Source organism: Nocardioides endophyticus, from assembly GCF_039543845.1.
Classification (GTDB): Bacteria; Actinomycetota; Actinomycetes; order Propionibacteriales; family Nocardioidaceae; genus Nocardioides; species Nocardioides endophyticus.
The window spans coordinates 14,775-30,159 of sequence record NZ_BAABKN010000029.1 but is presented as its reverse complement, the minus strand read 5'-3'; the positions used below and the strand labels follow the sequence as shown (position 1 = coordinate 30,159).

The following is a 15,385-nucleotide window of genomic DNA, read 5'->3' as shown; positions in this document are numbered from 1 at the left end:
TTCATCACGAACTCAGACTGCAGCGCGCCTCACTCAAGATATGGGAGACACGCTCTAGTCGGTCCGGTCCGCGTAGGACGACGCCGCGGCGTAGACCGCGTCGACGTAGGACTGCGCGTGGTTGTAGCCGAAGACCGCCTCCGCCCAGCCGGCACCCGTGGTGAGGTCGTGGCCGTCGGCGCAGAGGTAGCGCGCCGCGGTGAAGGCCGCGTCGTCGAGGTCGTTGGGGTCGGCGACACCGTCGGCGTCGCCGTCCGCGCCCCAGGTCTCCCAGGTGGACGGGATGAACTGGAGCGGGCCGACGGCGTGGTCCCAGCTCGGGTCGCCGTGCCACGCGGTGCTCTCGGGGGTCGCCCGGATCGCTGCGAACTTCTTGCCGTCGAGCGCGGGCCCGAGCACCGGCGTCGACGAGTGCCCGTCGTCGCCGAGCGTCCGACCACCGATCGTGCCGTGCTGGGACTCGACCCAGCCGATGCCGGCCAGCGTGGTCCAGCCGACCTTGCAGCCCTTCGGCTCCGAGAGCTGCGCGTTGGCATAGGCACGTACGGCGGGCACCGGGATGCCCGCTCGCTCGGCCATGGTGCTGACCCAGGCGGGGTCGACCTTCGTCGGCGCGGAGGGCGCGTCCGGCTGCTTGGCGAGCCGGGTCTCCGGAGCCGGCGCCTCGACGTACTGCGGTTGCTGCGAGACCACCAGCGGCTGACGGCCCAGGACGGTCTGCGAGAGGGCGTAGCCCAGCCCCGCGACGAGCACCAGGGCGGTGGCGAACGTCGCGATCAGGCGACCAGCTGTCACGCGTGGCGCCTCATCCGAAGCGGCCGTGCACGTAGTCGCTCGTGCGCTGGTCCTGGGGGCTCTGGAACATGGCACCAGTATCCCCGTGCTCCACGATGACGCCGGGGGTGCCCTGGGAAGCGAGGAAGAACGCGCACGTGTCGGAGACCCGGGCGGCCTGCTGCATGTTGTGCGTGACGATCACGATGGTGACCTCACGAGCGAGGTCCTTCATGGTCTCCTCGATCACGCGCGTCGAGGTCGGGTCGAGCGCGGAGCAGGGCTCGTCCATGAGCAGCACCCGGGGCTTGATGGCCAGCGAGCGGGCGATGCACAGCCGCTGCTGCTGCCCACCGGAGAGGCCGCCGCCGGGAGCGTCGAGGCGGTCCTTGACCTCCTCCCAGAGCCCGCCCTTGCGCAGGCAGGACTCGACCAGCTCGTCCTTGGCCGAGCGGGAGGCCTTGGTGCCGGTGAGCTTGAGCCCGGCGAGGACGTTCTCGCGGATCGACATCGCGGGGAACGGGTTCGGCTTCTGGAAGACCATGCCGATCGACCGGCGGGCATCGATGAGCTTCCTCTCGGGGTCGTAGATGTCCTGGCCGTCGAGGAGGACCTCGCCGCCGAGCTGCGCCGAGGGCACCAGCTCGTGCATGCGGTTGAGGATGCGGAGGAAGGTCGACTTGCCGCAGCCCGACGGCCCGATCAGTGCCGTGATCTGGCCCGCGGGCATCGTCAACGAGACCCGGTCGAGGACCTTGCGCTGGCCGAACCACGCGGTGATGTCCCGGGCCTCGATCTCTGCGAGCGCGGCGCCGGGAACGCTCGGCTCACCGGGCGTCGCCGGGATGACGGTGGTGTGGTCGGCAGAGGTGGTCATCGTCGTTCCTGTACGTCGGCGGTGCGTGCTGTGGGTGGTGCGGGATCCGGCGCCGGCCCACCGGGAGGGGTGGACCGGCGCCGGGTGCGGAGCAGGTCGTTCAGGAGGTCACTTGACGACCTTGACCGTGAACTTCTTGGTGCCCCCGAGGTGCTTCGCGTCGCCGGAGTAGGCGATGGTCAGCTTGTAGGTGCCCTTCTTGAGCTTGGGCAGCTTGACGCTGGCCTTGCCGCCCTTGAGGGTCGCCGACTTGAGGGTCTTCTTGCCGTTCTTGACGGTCACCTTGCCGGTGGCGCCCTTGACGGTGACGACGCCCTTGACGGACACCGACTTCGCCTTCTTGAGCTTCACCTTGGCCGGGAAGGACTCGGAGATGGCGACCTTGGTCTTGGCGACCGGGGCGGCGACCGTGACGGTCGCGGTGCCCTCGGACTCCAGGAAGATCGAGTCGTTCGGCGTGTAGACAGCCTTGTAGGTGTGCGCACCGGCGGCGACACCGCTCTTGCTCAGCGTCGCCTGCCCCGAGACCAGCGGGACGTCGCCCTGGACGAGGGTCGTTCCCTCGTAGAACGAGACGGTGCCGGTCGGAGCGGTGGAACCCGCGACCCGGGCGACGACCTTGACGGCGTTGGCCGCGGGGCTGGTGGCCGTCGCAGCGGTGGTGGTGGTCACGGTCTGGTTGACGGTGAAGACACTGGTCGAGTCGACGCCGGTACCGCAGACACCGCCGTGCGCTTCCGTGGCCAGCTGCTGGAAGCCGCTGTCCGCGATCAGCTTGTTGGCCTCGGCCGAGCACACGAACCCGTTGGGACCGAACACGGCCTGGATCGAGGCGTTGTTCAGGTGGCTACCGCGCACGACGTTGTACAGCGCACGCTTCTCGGCGAAGCCGCCGACGACGCGGACGGTGCCGCCCTTCAGGTCGGCGCGGCCCTTCGAGATCGGGACGATCGCATTGGGGTTGCTCTTGACGAGAGTGTCGTCGTGCTCCTGCACGGTGTCGTTCTGGGTGACGCAGCCGGCGTAGTTGAAGTCGGTGCCGCCGTTCGCGGCGACGAGGACGCTCTTGAAGAACTTCGCCGTGCCGGACCCGGACTGCGGGGCCAGCGGCTCGATGGTCGCACCGGAGGTACCGCCGACCTGGTTCCACTTCGTCGACTCACACTTGTAGATCGACACGAGCTGTGCCGCCGTCAGGCTGGCCGGCGCGTTCGACGCCGTCGAAGCCGAGACCGCCGTGACGACAGTGTCGAGCGCGAACGGGATCGCCTTGAGACCGGCGCCGATGTCGTCGACGTCCAGCTTGTCGGAGGAACGCGCGAAGTCGATCTCGGCGTTCTTCTCCTGCTCCAGGCGGAGCGTCTTCCTGCCCGCACCCGAGCCGTTCGGCCGGGCGACCTCCTTGCCCCCGGGGAGCACGATCGTGTTGCCGGCGGTCTGGGCGTGGCCCGCCTCGGTGGCCGCGTACGACGCGATCTTGAACGTGTGGCTGGTGTCGGCGTTCCACGCATCGGCGATCAGGTGCATCGCGTGCTGCGTGGTGTCCGAGCCGACGCCGATCAGGTCGGCCGCCGTCGGGGTGAAGCCGGTGGTGTCATCGGGGTCGCTGCGGTACTCCGCGGACGCCGGGCTGGCGGCCATGATGAGGGCGGACCCGGCGACTACTGCCGCGAGAGTTGCCGCGAAAGACTTGCGTGCTGACATCTGAGGGTTCACTTCCTGTGATGTTGAGCTGGGATCCTGCGGTTGGGTCGTACTGCTCGCCGTCCGGAGACGGCGAGGTCGAGAGGTCAGATCAGGTTGGGCAGGAGGCGCATCACCACGTCCGTGGTCGCCCAGGACAGCGCGATCACCAGGGGGGTCGCGACCACCCAGACGAGCGCTGTCGACCATCGCTGACGGGCGGCGATGACTCCGAGGGTCAACGCCAGGAGCAGAGCCAGACACAGAGCCAGCAGCGGCAACGCGCTGGTGTCCCGGGCCATCGACTGCTCGGACTCGGGCACCGCGGCGGCTCGGCCGGCTGGTGCGGGGTATCCCTCCTTGGCGTCGGCATCGACGTAGACGACCGACTCGGGGGCGAGGGCACCGAGGCGACCGCTGCCCTCGGCCGTGACCAGCGTCAGCCGCGCTGCGCCCTCGGCCGGCGGCTGGGGCAGCGGGTCGCCGGCTCGCCGGACCCCGCTGACGCGGAAGACCTTGCGGCCCTGCCCGACGTCGACCTGGATCTGGTCGCCGGCCCGCAGGTCGGTCAGGTCGGCGAACGGCCCGCCGTACGCCGCCGCGCGACCGTAGACGACCGCCGTCCCGACCTGCCCGGGCAGCGCCGTGTCCCGCCGGTGCCCGGGTCCGACGAGCAGGTCACCGGACGAAGTGCCCTCCACGACGACCTGCTCCAGGCCGATGCTCGGGATCGTGATCAGGGCGACCGGGTCACCGGGCGGCACGATCGGTCCGACCGGCGCCGTGGCCCCCGCGAGATCTCCACGGAACTGGTTGTAGAGCAGGTCCTGGGCACGGTTCTGCGAGATCGACGACAGGAAGAGCAGCTGGACGGCGACCCAGAGACAGACGATCGCGATCATGGTGAACGTCGACGACAGCACCGCCGCGGTGCTCTCGGCCGCTCCCGGAGGACCCGCGGGCGCCGGCACCCGCCGCGCTCCCTTCTGTGGCCTCTTGCGTGCCTGCACCGGCGGCTTCTGCTTCGCACCCCGGCGCAGCCGCTTCGGCTGCGGCTCCAGCCCCGGGTCGGCGGTGTGGTCCATCGTGGCCGTCATCGACGTCCCCGGAAGAACGGGGTGCCGACCCGGATCACCACGGTGGCCGCGCAGCCGACGATGCCCATCAGGAGCAGCGCAGGGAGCAAACCGCCGGCGAGGTCGGACCCGACCGCCTGGGTGGCCTGCATCGTAGTGGCCTCCGGCGCAGCCGACGGCGTCGCGGACGCACTCGGCGCCGCGGACGGCTCATCGCCCGTCGGAGCCGACACCGGCGGGGTGACGGCCCCGCCGTCCGGCGTACCGTCCCCGGACTCGCTCGGCTTGTCGCTCGGCTTGGCGCCGGGCTTCTTCTGAGCCTCGATCGCGTCGGCGACGTCCTGGGCGGACGCGTGGTAGGACGCCGTGACACCCTTCGCCGTGATCGGCAGGAAGCCGCCGGGCAGCTCGCCGTTGCCGCTGCCCTGCCGCTGTCCCTCGGAGGTCGACACCCGGATGAACTGAGCGACCTTGCGAGCGTCGCCCTCGTCCAGGTTCTGCAGTCGCGCCGCCGTGTAGACCGCCATCGTCCCCGGGTACGCCGTCCGCGACTTGCGGACGGCGGCCTGGTCGAGCACGAAGGGGCCAAGCTCGTCCTTCTGCTGGGTGAGCTTGACGGCCGCGGCAAGCGAAGCGTTGGTCGGCGCGACGTACGAGCCCTTCCTGGCCTCGAGCGCCGCCGTGCGCAGCCCGTAGCGAGCGGCGTCGCCGAGGCTGACGATGCCGAGCATGAAGCGCGCGCCGTACGACTGCCGATCGACGCGGCCCAGCTTGTAGGTGTGTGGCGTCGTGCTCACGTCGGTGTCACAGCGCGTCTGGGTGTTGGGCCAGGAGTCGAGCAGCGCCGTGGAGATCTTGGCCAGGGTCGTGACCGGCGCCGCCAGCAGGTTGAAGTACGTCGGCGGATTGGCCTGCCAGCACTCGATCTCGGTCTCGGGCACGAACGTGTCCAGCAGCGGCCACTCCGCGGTCGGGAGGTCGATCTTCCGGTACGCCGGGTTGACCTTCATCCCCCACGGGTCGGACTTGCCGCCGATGAATGCCATCGCGTCCTTGTCCTGCGCGATCCACTCGGTGAGCTGCTCGATGATGTCGGAGGAGTTCGACAGCGACAGCAGAGCCGCGCCCGTTTCACTCGCATTCCGCGTGAGGCCCGGGTTCAACGCGATGAACTCGGGATCCGTCATGATCCCCCAGGGATTGTCCCCGATCCCCGGGTGGTCGACTCCGAGGCCGGAACCCAGGTAGGACTGGGTGAGGAGCTTCGCGACCAGGCGGGCGTTGAGCCGCAGATCGGTGAACTCGCCCGCGTTGTCAGGCTTGTCGATGAGGTAGCCGATGCCGAAGCCGCTGACGGCCGTCGGAGCGTAGCCGACCGGGTCCGTCCCCGCCTCGTGCTCCGACGACACGACCGCGGCGGTCCCTTCGCCGGAGCGCATCAGGTTCCACCCCGCCTCGTCGGACATCTGGTTCAGCTGGAACTTGAATCGCTTCTTGTTCAGGCAGTACGCCGGCGACCACTGCAACGCCGCCTGGGCGAGTAGCTCGGAGCCGTAGAAGCCGGTCGGCGCACGCGAGTCGAGGACGTCGCAGGTGTCGGGCGGCAGTCCGAAGGTGATCGGGACGACGAACCGGTTGCGCCAGTTGGACGCGGCCCACCACAGCGACGGCGAGACGGCCTGATCGACCGACAGGTTGACGAAGTTGCTGGAGCCCGGAGCCCACTGCCCCGTCTTGCGGCAGGACTTCTCGACAGGCGCGAGGTCGTTCGAGACGGTAGTGGACGCCTGGTCGCAGCTGATGCCCGTGATCGGCACGACGACGATCGAGCAGGCTGTCTTGTCGTTGCATCCGAGCGACTCGTTCTCGAGGTCGCTGCGCACCTCGAACTGCACCGAGCCGCGACCATCCGCGTCGGTGTAGGCGGCGATCTCCGCGGCCGGGAACGCGGCGTCGGCCGCGGCCTCGGGCGGCATGTGGTCCTTGTCGCAGGCCGAGTAGACGACGCCCTTCTTGCTCACGAACGGGGTCAGGTGCGTGTAGAACTCACCTTCCCGGATGATCGACGGACAGTCGGTCGCGGTCGGGAAGTCCGTCGGCCCGCTCACCTTCTCCTTGTCGGCTGGGTCGGCGTGCACGTCGCGCGTCCAGGTCGCATCGCTGCTCGAGCGCGAGATCTGGGACCGCTGCGAGAACGACGATGTCCAGCAGGTCTCAGGCTTGACCGTCGCGCCGACGCCCCGGCACTGCATGATCACGACGGGGTACTCCTGGTTCAGACCGCCGATGCCGTACGGGTCGCTCGCCCTGCCGGCGCTCGGCTGGGCTCCCTTCCAGCTGATCTCGACCCGTTCACGGCCGCGCAGGTTCTTGGTGTGGTCGACGTCCACCGTCACGTTGAACGGGTCCGCGAACGGGTAGCTACGCATGCTGCCGTCGGCGTCGACGACGGTCCGCTGGATCGTCTTCGTCTCGCTCCAGGCGTCCTTGGCCGCCCCCTGCCGTCCGACCGGCTCCGGAGCCGCAGCCGCGACGTACGGCGCGCGCGGCTCGTCCAGCTGGTGGGGCGCGGCCGCGCCCGCCCCGGCCAGGGCGGTGACGGCCAGGACCACGACCGCCGGCACGATCCAGGCCGTGCGACCCAGGCGGGCGTTCACGAGCGTGCCCCGGTCTGCGGACGGCGGCGGCGCATCGTCACGACGTACAGCCCCGGCAGCAGCACGAGCCCGAGCAGCTCGAGCACGGCGAGCCAGCCGAAGGTCTTGTCGTCGGACGTGCGGGCCGAGGCCAGCTCGGTCGGGCTGGCATAGATCGCCGTACCGTCCGTCGTGGTCGTCGTGCCCCCTCCCGTCACCGCACCGGTGTCCGGGTCGACGGACGGTGGTGTGTCACCACCTGGTGCGCCGTCGGGGCCGTTCCCTGGCCCCCCTCCCCCGGTGCCCTTGTCGCCCTCGCCGCTGCCGTCAGTGCCTTCTGCGCCGTCGGCGTCGGTGCTGGGCTTGTTGGTGCCGGTGGCGGTACCGCACGGCCCCGCTCCGGTCTTGTCGCACGCGGCCGGCTGGGGAGCCTTGTCGGCGAGGACGTTGCGGTTGAGGTTCTTGCCGTCGAAGGTCGGGTTGTTGCACGAGCGCACGTCTCGGTCGGTGAGGTCGACCTTGGCGTCGGCCGTCTTCAGCTTGGCGAGCTGCTCGAAGCCGGCCTGCACCAGGTTGAGCGGAAGGGGCGAGTAGCCGTACGGCCCGGCCTTGGTCTGCCCGGCGCAGAGCGAGTAGTACATGAAGTCGGCGAGCGTCTGCCGCTTCGCCGTCGACATCCGCGGGTCGTCGGCCCCCGTCGGGATGATCATGTAGGAGTACGAGGAGATCGGGTACGACCGCGGGTCCGCGTTCGCGTAGACGCCGTCGAGGATCTGGGTCAGGTAGAGGTTGCTGCTCTTGTCCTGGTTGATCTTCGCCTTGGTCAGCGCGACCGCGGTGTTGTACTGCGTCGGCTCGACGAAGTAGCCGGCCTTGTTCTCGACCTTGACGACCGGGTAGTCGGCATTGATGGGGTACGAGTACTCGACGTACCCGATCATCCCGTTGCCGGCGAAGCCCTTGATCGTGTTCATGACCTGGTCGGACCCCGCCTGGCTGACCATCCGGTCGCCCTTCTTGGGGTAGTACGACGTGAGCCCGGACTGGCCGAAGTAAGGCCGCCAGATGTTCGGGTACTGGTTGTCCATCCAGGTGGTGAACTGCGCCGTCGTACCGGAGCCGTCGGAGCGCACGACCGGGATGATCGGCAGCGACGGGAACTTCCGGCCGTTGTTGTCCTTGGTGATCGCCGGGTCGTTCCAGTTGGTGATCTGGTTGGTGAAGATCTTCGCCAACGTCTCGCCGGACAGCCGCAGGTTGCGCACCAGGTCGTTGCCGATCTTGAGCTGGTAGGTGAAGGCGGTGCCGCCGGCGACGATCGGCAGGTAGGCGTACGGACGCCCGTTGCTGGTGTCGGCCTGGCCGCGCTCGTCGGTGCCCTGGTAGGGGATCTCGGAGATGGCGAAGTCGGTGCTGGCCTGGGAGAAGTCCTTGCGACCCTTGGTCGACCCGCCACCGGTGTAGACGACCTTCATGCCGTTGGCGTCGACGTCGGCGATCCACTGCTGGAGGATGAGCTCGGACCAGGTGGAGCCGGTGCCCTCGATCTGGGCGTACACGGTGGCGTGGGCCGAGGTCGACGCGCCGACCAGGAGGCTCATCGCCAGGGCGATGGCCAGGGCGGCGCGGGTGACGGCTCGGACGGGGCGGATCACGGGTTCTCCTCGGTGCGTGCGGGCGGGGCGACCGGGCCCATCTCGACGAGCGGGTCGGCCATGACCACGTCCACGGCGGGACGACGGGTACGGCGGGGCGTCTTGGTCCGCTTCGGCCGGGCGATCAGGCGAGCCGTGACGAAGAGGACCATCACGACGGCGAGCAGCACCGTGGCGCCGGCGAAGGCGCGGGCGACGGCGTTGGGCTCGCCGGTGCGGACCAGGGAGTAGACGAAGAGCGGCAGCGAGTTCATGACGCCGTCGGTCGGGTTCACCACGACGAACTGCGCGTTGCCCGAGGTGAGCAGCACCGGGCTGGTCTCGCCGATGCCGCGAGCGATGCCGAGGATGCACGCGGTGGCAAGGCCGGGGCGGGCCGTGGGCAGCACGACGTGCCAGACGGTGCGCCAGCGGCTGGCACCGAGCGCGAGGCTCGCCTCGCGCAGGCCACCGGGGACGACCCGTAGCACGACGTCGGAGGCGCGCGCGATGATCGGCAGCATCATCACCGAGATCGCCAGGCCGGCGGCCAGGCCCGAGCGCGGGTAGCCCAGCGCGACGATGAAGACCGTGTAGATGAAGAGGCCGGCCACGATCGAGGGCAGCGCCGTCATCGCCTCGACCACGGTGCGCACGATCTTCGCGAAGCGCCCAGGGACCTCGGTCATGAAGACCGCGGTGCCGATGCCGAGCGGCAGGGTGATCGCCACCGCGATGCCGACCTGGATCAGCGACCCGATGACGGCGTGCAGCACGCCGCCCTGGTCGAAGCCGTCCTTCGGGCCGACGCCCGACATGTCGTCGGTGAAGAAGTTGAGGTGGGTCAGCGCCCCCCAGCCCTTGACCGCCACGAAGACGACCGCGCTGACGAGCACGATGCCGACGAGCGCCGCGCCCGTGGTCATCACGGTCGCGGCCAACCGGTCACGGGCGTGCACGGCGCCGTCGGTCATCGCCGCGGTCACCCACGTGACGGCGAGCGTGCACGCGAACGCCACGATCACGAACCAGGGCAGTCCTTCCAGCGGCAGCAGCCGCTGGGTGATCAGCCAGGCCAGCGCGAGTCCGGAGACCACACTGCCGATGCGGACGAACTTCTCGTCGGCGGTGAGCCGACCGAGCGAGGAGCGGGGTACGACGGGGGCTGCGTCGTCGTCGTACCGGGGCAGGAAGGTCTGACCGACGACGTCGCCAGCAGTCTGGGGGACGTCGGCCTCGGGAGCCAGGGTCATCTCAGGCGTCCGTCCCAGCGCCCGAGCGGCTTCTGTTGACGATCGTGGCGGCGATCGTGTTGACGACGAGGGTGATCAGGAAGAGCACGAAGCCGGCGGCGAGCAGCGCGGAGAGCTGGCTGGAGCTGGCGTCGCCGAAGCGGCCGGCGATCAGGGCGGAGACGGTGTTGCCGCCGATCTCGAGGATGCGGGGCTTGACCTCGAACGACGGCGAGAGGATCAGCAGCACGGCGATGGTCTCGCCGAGCGCCCGGCCCAGGCCGAGCATCGCGCCGCCGATGATGCCGCCGCGTCCGAACGGGATCACGACGGAGCGCACCATGCCCCAGCGGGTGGCGCCGAGGGCGAGCGCGGCCTCCTTCTCACCCTGCGGCGTCTGAGAGAACACCTGCCGCATCACGGCGCACGCCATCGGGAGCACCATCATCGCGACCGCGATGCCGGCCACGAACATGCTGAAGCTGTAGCGCGACAGCATCGGGACGGCCGCGTTCGGATCGGCGTCCTTGACCTCGAAGAACGGGATGAAGCCGAGGTTGCGGTCCAGCCACATCGCCAGGCCGGCCGCGTGCTCCATGATCAGGTACGAGCCCCAGAGGCCCCAGATGATCGAGGGCACGGCCGCCATCAGGTCGACCAGCGAGACCAGGAGCGAGCGCAGCCGCGCCGGCGCGTACTCGCTGATGTAGAGCGCGGTGATCAGTGCGAGCGGGAAGGCGATCGACATGGCGACCAGCGCGACCATCAGGGTCCCGGTGAGCACCGCGGCAATGCCGAGGACGTCGGCCTCGGGCTGCCAGGCCGACTCGGTGAAGAAGCCGAACCCGTAGTGCCGCAGGGTCGGCAGCGCCTGCCAACCGAGGAAGACGCCGACCCCGCCGGTGATGACCAGGACGACGGATCCGACGACGCGGATGGAGGACACGAACACCTTGTCCGCACCGGTGGCCTTGCGCGAGATCTTTCGCGGTGCGGCCTCGGCGGCGGACGCGTCCTGGATCGGGAGTGTCGTCACCTGGTTCTTTCTGGCGAGGCGCTCGATCGAGCGCGCGGGCAAACGCCAGAAGTGTCAGGAGAGCACCGAAACGAACGGTCCTCCGTGGGTGAACGACGGGCGAACAGCACTGCCTGCTTTCGCCAACTTCGCCGACCCGGCGTTTCCACCTAGCCCGAACGGGCCATGCTCGACCGCCCGACGTACCCATCCGGGCCTCGGAACGGCCGAGACGAACCGCACCGGACGGCGTCGCTCAGGTGAACGACTGGAGGAGGTACCAGCCGGCGAGGACCAGCGCCAGGACGCCGAGCAGTCGCCGCAGACCCGCCTCGGAGATCCTCGGTTGCACGGAGGCACCGACCCAGCCACCGACGAGACCGCCGATCCCGGCGGCGAGGCCGAGGCTCCAGTCCGGGGCGATCGGACCGTCGGCGTACGACGAGATGACGGCGTACGTCGCCACGCCCACGATCGAGGTGACCCAGGTGCTCGCCAGCGCCGCCGGCGCCACCCGGGAGACGGCCATCCCGGTCCCGACCAGGATCGGGCCGAGCACCGAGCCGCCGCCGATGCCGTAGATCCCGCCCACCGTACCGACGGCGAAGGCGAGCCCGACCACCGTGCGCGGTCGTATCCGGCGATGCAGCGACCCCGGAGCCGGAGGCCTGAGGATCAGCAGGCCGCTCGGGACGAGCACGGCCACGGCCAGGAGGCGGAAGACCTCCGGATCGGCCACGACGTACACCCGCAGCAGCGCGCCAAGGACGATGCCCGGGGCCGAGCCGGCGATCAGCTGCAGCGCCAGCGCCCGGTCGAGCTGTCGGCGGCGGACGTAGCGGAGCAGCCCGCCCGGTCCGGAGACGACGTTGAAGACCAGGTTGGTCGGGGTGAGCTGCGGGTTCGGGACGCCGAGCACCGACATCTGGACGGGCAGCAGGAAGACCGCACCGGAGACGCCGACCGGCGTGGTCACCACCGCCACCAGGAAGCCGGCCAGGAGCGCGACGAGGTCCCGGTCCACCTCAGGCCCCGGCGAGGGTCACTGGGACGCGGCGAGCTCCGCCTCGGAGCGCAGGATGCAGAACTCGTTGCCCTCGGGGTCCGCGAGGACCACCCAGCCGGAGCCCGGGCCGTACTTCCCACGCAGGTCCGCGACGATCGTGGCGCCATGGTTCACCAGGGTCTCGAGCTCCTCGTCGCGGTCGGCCGCGCGAGGACGGAGGTCGAGGTGCAGCCGGTTCTTCACCGACTTGGCATCGGGCACCTCGATGAAGAGCAGCTGGTGCCCGGTCTCGGGGTCGCGGATCATGCACTCTTCGTGTCCCTCCTCGTTCGGGTCGCCGTCGATGTCGACGTAGCCGAGCACCGGCTTCCACCACTCGGACAGCTGGTAGGCGTTGAGGCAGTCGATGGTCGTGTGCGAGATGAACGCGGTCATGGCGCCAGCGTCGCTGCCGCGCCGACCGAGTTCAACACGTTAAAGGTCGGAAGCGGGCCCGTCGGCGCCGGCGGGCCCGCTCCCTCCACCGGGGGGTGCACCCGGTGGGTCTGGGGAGAACGACGTCGGCGCTAGCCGAAGCGGCCGTTCACATAGTCGGAGGTGCGTTGGTCTTGGGGGTTCTCGAAGATCGAGTCCGTCGAGCCGTGCTCCACGATCACGCCCGGCGTCCCGTGCGCCGCGAGGAAGAACGCACACTGGTCGGACACGCGGTGCGCCTGCTGCATGTTGTGGGTGACGATCACGATCGTCACGTCCTGGGCGATCTCCGTGATCGTCTCCTCCACCACCCGGGTCGAGGTCGGATCGAGCGCCGAGCAGGGCTCGTCCATCAGCAGCACACGCGGCTTCACTGCCAGCGAGCGGGCGATGCACAGCCGCTGCTGCTGGCCGCCCGACAGCGCCGAGCCGGGCTGCTTGAGCCGGTCGCGCACCTCCACCCACAACCCGGCGCGGGTGAGAGACTCCTCGACGAGGGCGTCCCGATCCGCCTTCGCGACCTTCACCCCGGTGAGGTGCAGGCCGGCCAGCACGTTGTCGCGGATCGACATGGCCGGGAACGGATTGGGCTTCTGGAAGACCATCCCGATCGCCTTGCGGGCGTCGGTCAGCCGGCGCTCGGCGGCGTAGATGTCCTGCCCGTCCAGCCGCACCTCGCCGGCCAGCGCGGCGCCGGGCACCAGCTCGTGCATCCGGTTCAGGATCCGCAGGAACGTCGACTTGCCGCAGCCCGAGGGTCCGATCAGCGCCGTCACCTGCCCCGCGGGCATGTCGATGCTGACCCGGTCGAGCACCTTGCGCTTGCCGAACCAGGCAGAGACGCGTTCTGCCTCCAGGCCGGCGGCCGTCGACGGCGTCGGCACCGGCGGGACCGCCGCCGGTTCGGGCGTGGCGCGGTCCGGGCCTGCGTCGACCACCGGCAGCACCTCGGTCATGTCACTCATCTGCACCCTGCTTCCCTCATCGCACCCTGGTCTCCTGCCACCGCCCTGCAACCGAGCGGTCCGTGCTGCGTGGTGCCGGCGGCGGGCCGCCGGCACCACGCTGTCGCGCTGGCGAGCCGCTACTTCTTCTTCACCTTGACCTTGACGGTCTTCGACTTCGCCGAGGCGTAGTGGGCATCGCCCGCGTAGGTCACCGTCGCCGACCAGGTGCCCTTCGGCAGCTTGGGCAGCTTGACCTTGCCACTGCCGGCCTTGACGGCCACCTTGACCTTCTTGGTGGTCTTGCCCTTCTTGAGCACCAGCTGGGCGGTCCCCCCGGCCTTGGCCAGACCGCTGGGGGTCGCGACCGTGACGGTGGCGGTGCCCCCCTTCTTGGCGGTGGGCGCCTTCTTCACCTTGAACGCCGGCCTACCGGGAGTCGCCTTGGCCACGACGATGGTCTTCGCGGCCGACTGCGAGGGCGAGAACGCGTTGGCCACGCCGGCGTAGACGACCTGCAGGGCACGGCTGCCCGGCACGAGCGCCGTCTTCGACAGCGTGAAGCTCGCCGTCCCGGCCGCCGATAGGTTCGCCGTGCCGAGGGTCGTCCCTGCGGACACCAGGCGGACGGACCCGGAGGGCTTGGCCGCTCCCGAGGCCGCGGTCACTGCCACCGGCACCGAGGACGCCGTGCCGTAGGCGAGCTTCGAGGGCCAGGTGACCGCCACCGTGGTCGCGACCGCGGTCTTGACGACGCTGTCGCCCAGCACCGGCGAGGTCGTGAGCGTCCAGCTGGTGCCCGAGACCTTGAGGTACGCCGCGGCGTACTCGGTGCTCACCCCCGCGGTCGGCGAGCTGGTGCGCAGTCGCAGCTCGTAGACGCCGGCGAAGCTCGCGCCGGCCTCGTTGTTGGGCAGGCCGGCGACGACGTCGGCCAGCGTGTAGCCGGCGGCGGTCGTCGCGACGTACGGCTTGCCGCTCAGTGTCGCCGGCGCGGTGACCGCGCCGGCGCCGCTGAACTTGCCGGTGCCGGTCGCCTGCACACCAGGCCAGGCGCCCGGCGCGGTGGTCGACTGCGGCAGGTGCACGAACAGGGACGCGTACGCGTCACCGTTGCGTACGGCGCCGTCGGCCGCGGCGAACGCGGCCAGTGGCGTCGTCGTGCTGCCCGAGGTGACCTCGACGCCGGCCGCGTTGTAGAGCTTGAGCGCCACGTTGGTCTTGGCCGGGTCGGCCAGCGTCGCATTGCCGCCGGAGTACCAGCCGCTCGGGTTCTCGGCGGCGAGTGCGACGCCGCCGGCCGTGGACACCGCGAGGGCCAGGCCCACCGCGGCTACCCACGTCTTCTTCAGTGTGATCCTGGGGGTCATCTTCATGCTTGCTCTCCTTGGGAGGTCTGGGTGACCGCGCGACCGGCCGGTCGGGTCATGGGAGGAGCGCGGACTCGGCGTCGGCGCAGGACGCGGTGCCACCCCGGACCAGCTCCCAGGCGTCGCCGTCGACCCGGAGGTCGGCGGTGTCGTAGGGCTGGTCCGAGAGGGTGCCCGCCTCGGGGGTGCCGAGGACGAGCCGGAGCTGCACGTAGCCGTCGTAGTCGGCCGGGAAGGCGGTGACGAAGTCACCGATCGTCCAGGCTCCCTCATCGACGCGCGCCGCCGGCTCGTCCGGGTCCGCGAACCCGACGGCCGCCGTGAGGGCGTTGCCGCTGAACTCGCTGGTCGCCACACCTTCGCGCGGTTGGTACGCGTAGAGCGTGGCGACCGCCCCGGTCGGGTCCAGGTCCGACGGCAGCGCCGTCCGGCCCAGCACGATGTCGGCGAACGGCGAGTCGTCGACCTTGCCACCGGTGACGGCCTCGCCGTCGGCCGAGCACAAGGTGAGCAACCCGGCCGACTGCGCGTCGTCGTACGGCACCGTCGACTCTCCTTCTCCGTTGACCCGCCAGAAGACGAGCGCAGCCACGATCGCGACGCCGCCGACGGCGGCGATGACGATCGGCCGCCGCCGGGATCGGGTGAGCGTGCTGGTCATGGT

Annotated in this window: 13 protein-coding genes; all 13 read right to left on the bottom strand. The window is 70.2% G+C overall.

The genetic code is table 11. The features are described 5' to 3' along the window. Nucleotides 1-54: 54 nt before the first annotated feature. Entirely contained in the window at nt 55-795 is a 741-nt protein-coding gene (locus ABEA33_RS22210; RefSeq protein WP_345529243.1) for a lytic transglycosylase domain-containing protein, read from the bottom strand. Nucleotides 796-805: 10 nt separating this feature from the next. Then, a complete protein-coding gene (locus ABEA33_RS22205; protein WP_345529242.1) occupies nt 806-1,651 on the bottom strand; it encodes a phosphate ABC transporter ATP-binding protein in 846 nt (281 codons plus the stop codon). Nucleotides 1,652-1,759: 108 nt separating this feature from the next. Beyond that, on the bottom strand, nt 1,760-3,355 hold the full coding sequence (locus tag ABEA33_RS22200) for an Ig-like domain repeat protein (protein WP_345529241.1): 1,596 nt from the start codon (nt 3,353-3,355) through the stop codon (nt 1,760-1,762). A gap of 86 nt (nt 3,356-3,441) precedes the next feature. Next, nucleotides 3,442-4,431 (bottom strand): sortase, encoded by a 990-nt coding sequence (locus ABEA33_RS22195; protein ID WP_345529240.1) that lies wholly within the window; start codon nt 4,429-4,431, stop codon nt 3,442-3,444. After that, a complete protein-coding gene (locus tag ABEA33_RS22190) occupies nt 4,428-7,067 on the bottom strand; it encodes a hypothetical protein (RefSeq protein WP_345529239.1) in 2,640 nt (879 codons plus the stop codon). The genes ABEA33_RS22195 and ABEA33_RS22190 overlap by 4 nt, the downstream gene beginning before the upstream one ends. After that, on the bottom strand, nt 7,064-8,701 hold the full coding sequence (locus tag ABEA33_RS22185; protein WP_345529238.1) for a substrate-binding domain-containing protein: 1,638 nt from the start codon (nt 8,699-8,701) through the stop codon (nt 7,064-7,066). Before ABEA33_RS22185 ends, ABEA33_RS22190 begins: the two co-directional genes overlap by 4 nt. Beyond that, the gene (gene pstA / locus ABEA33_RS22180) at nt 8,698-9,933 is read right to left on the bottom strand and encodes a phosphate ABC transporter permease PstA (protein WP_345529236.1); all 1,236 of its coding nucleotides are present in this window, start codon (nt 9,931-9,933) and stop codon (nt 8,698-8,700) included. The genes ABEA33_RS22185 and pstA overlap by 4 nt, the downstream gene beginning before the upstream one ends. Before the next feature lies 1 nt (nt 9,934). Next, a complete protein-coding gene (gene pstC / locus ABEA33_RS22175) occupies nt 9,935-10,948 on the bottom strand; it encodes a phosphate ABC transporter permease subunit PstC (protein ID WP_345529234.1) in 1,014 nt (337 codons plus the stop codon). A gap of 235 nt (nt 10,949-11,183) precedes the next feature. Then, nucleotides 11,184-11,951: a sulfite exporter TauE/SafE family protein gene (locus ABEA33_RS22170; protein WP_345529233.1), complete on the bottom strand. Its 768-nt coding sequence runs from the start codon at nt 11,949-11,951 to the stop codon at nt 11,184-11,186. An 18-nt stretch (nt 11,952-11,969) separates the two neighbouring features. Continuing rightward, a complete protein-coding gene (locus ABEA33_RS22165; protein WP_345529232.1) occupies nt 11,970-12,368 on the bottom strand; it encodes a VOC family protein in 399 nt (132 codons plus the stop codon). Between the two features lie 131 nt (nt 12,369-12,499). Continuing rightward, nucleotides 12,500-13,372, bottom strand: a complete 873-nt coding sequence (locus ABEA33_RS22160) for a phosphate ABC transporter ATP-binding protein (protein ID WP_345529231.1) — start codon at nt 13,370-13,372, stop codon at nt 12,500-12,502. Nucleotides 13,373-13,491: 119 nt separating this feature from the next. After that, on the bottom strand, nt 13,492-14,727 hold the full coding sequence (locus tag ABEA33_RS22155) for an Ig-like domain-containing protein (protein ID WP_345529229.1): 1,236 nt from the start codon (nt 14,725-14,727) through the stop codon (nt 13,492-13,494). Nucleotides 14,728-14,776: 49 nt separating this feature from the next. Next, on the bottom strand, nt 14,777-15,382 hold the full coding sequence (locus ABEA33_RS22150; RefSeq protein ID WP_345529228.1) for a hypothetical protein: 606 nt from the start codon (nt 15,380-15,382) through the stop codon (nt 14,777-14,779). Between the last annotated feature and the right edge of the window lie 3 nt (nt 15,383-15,385).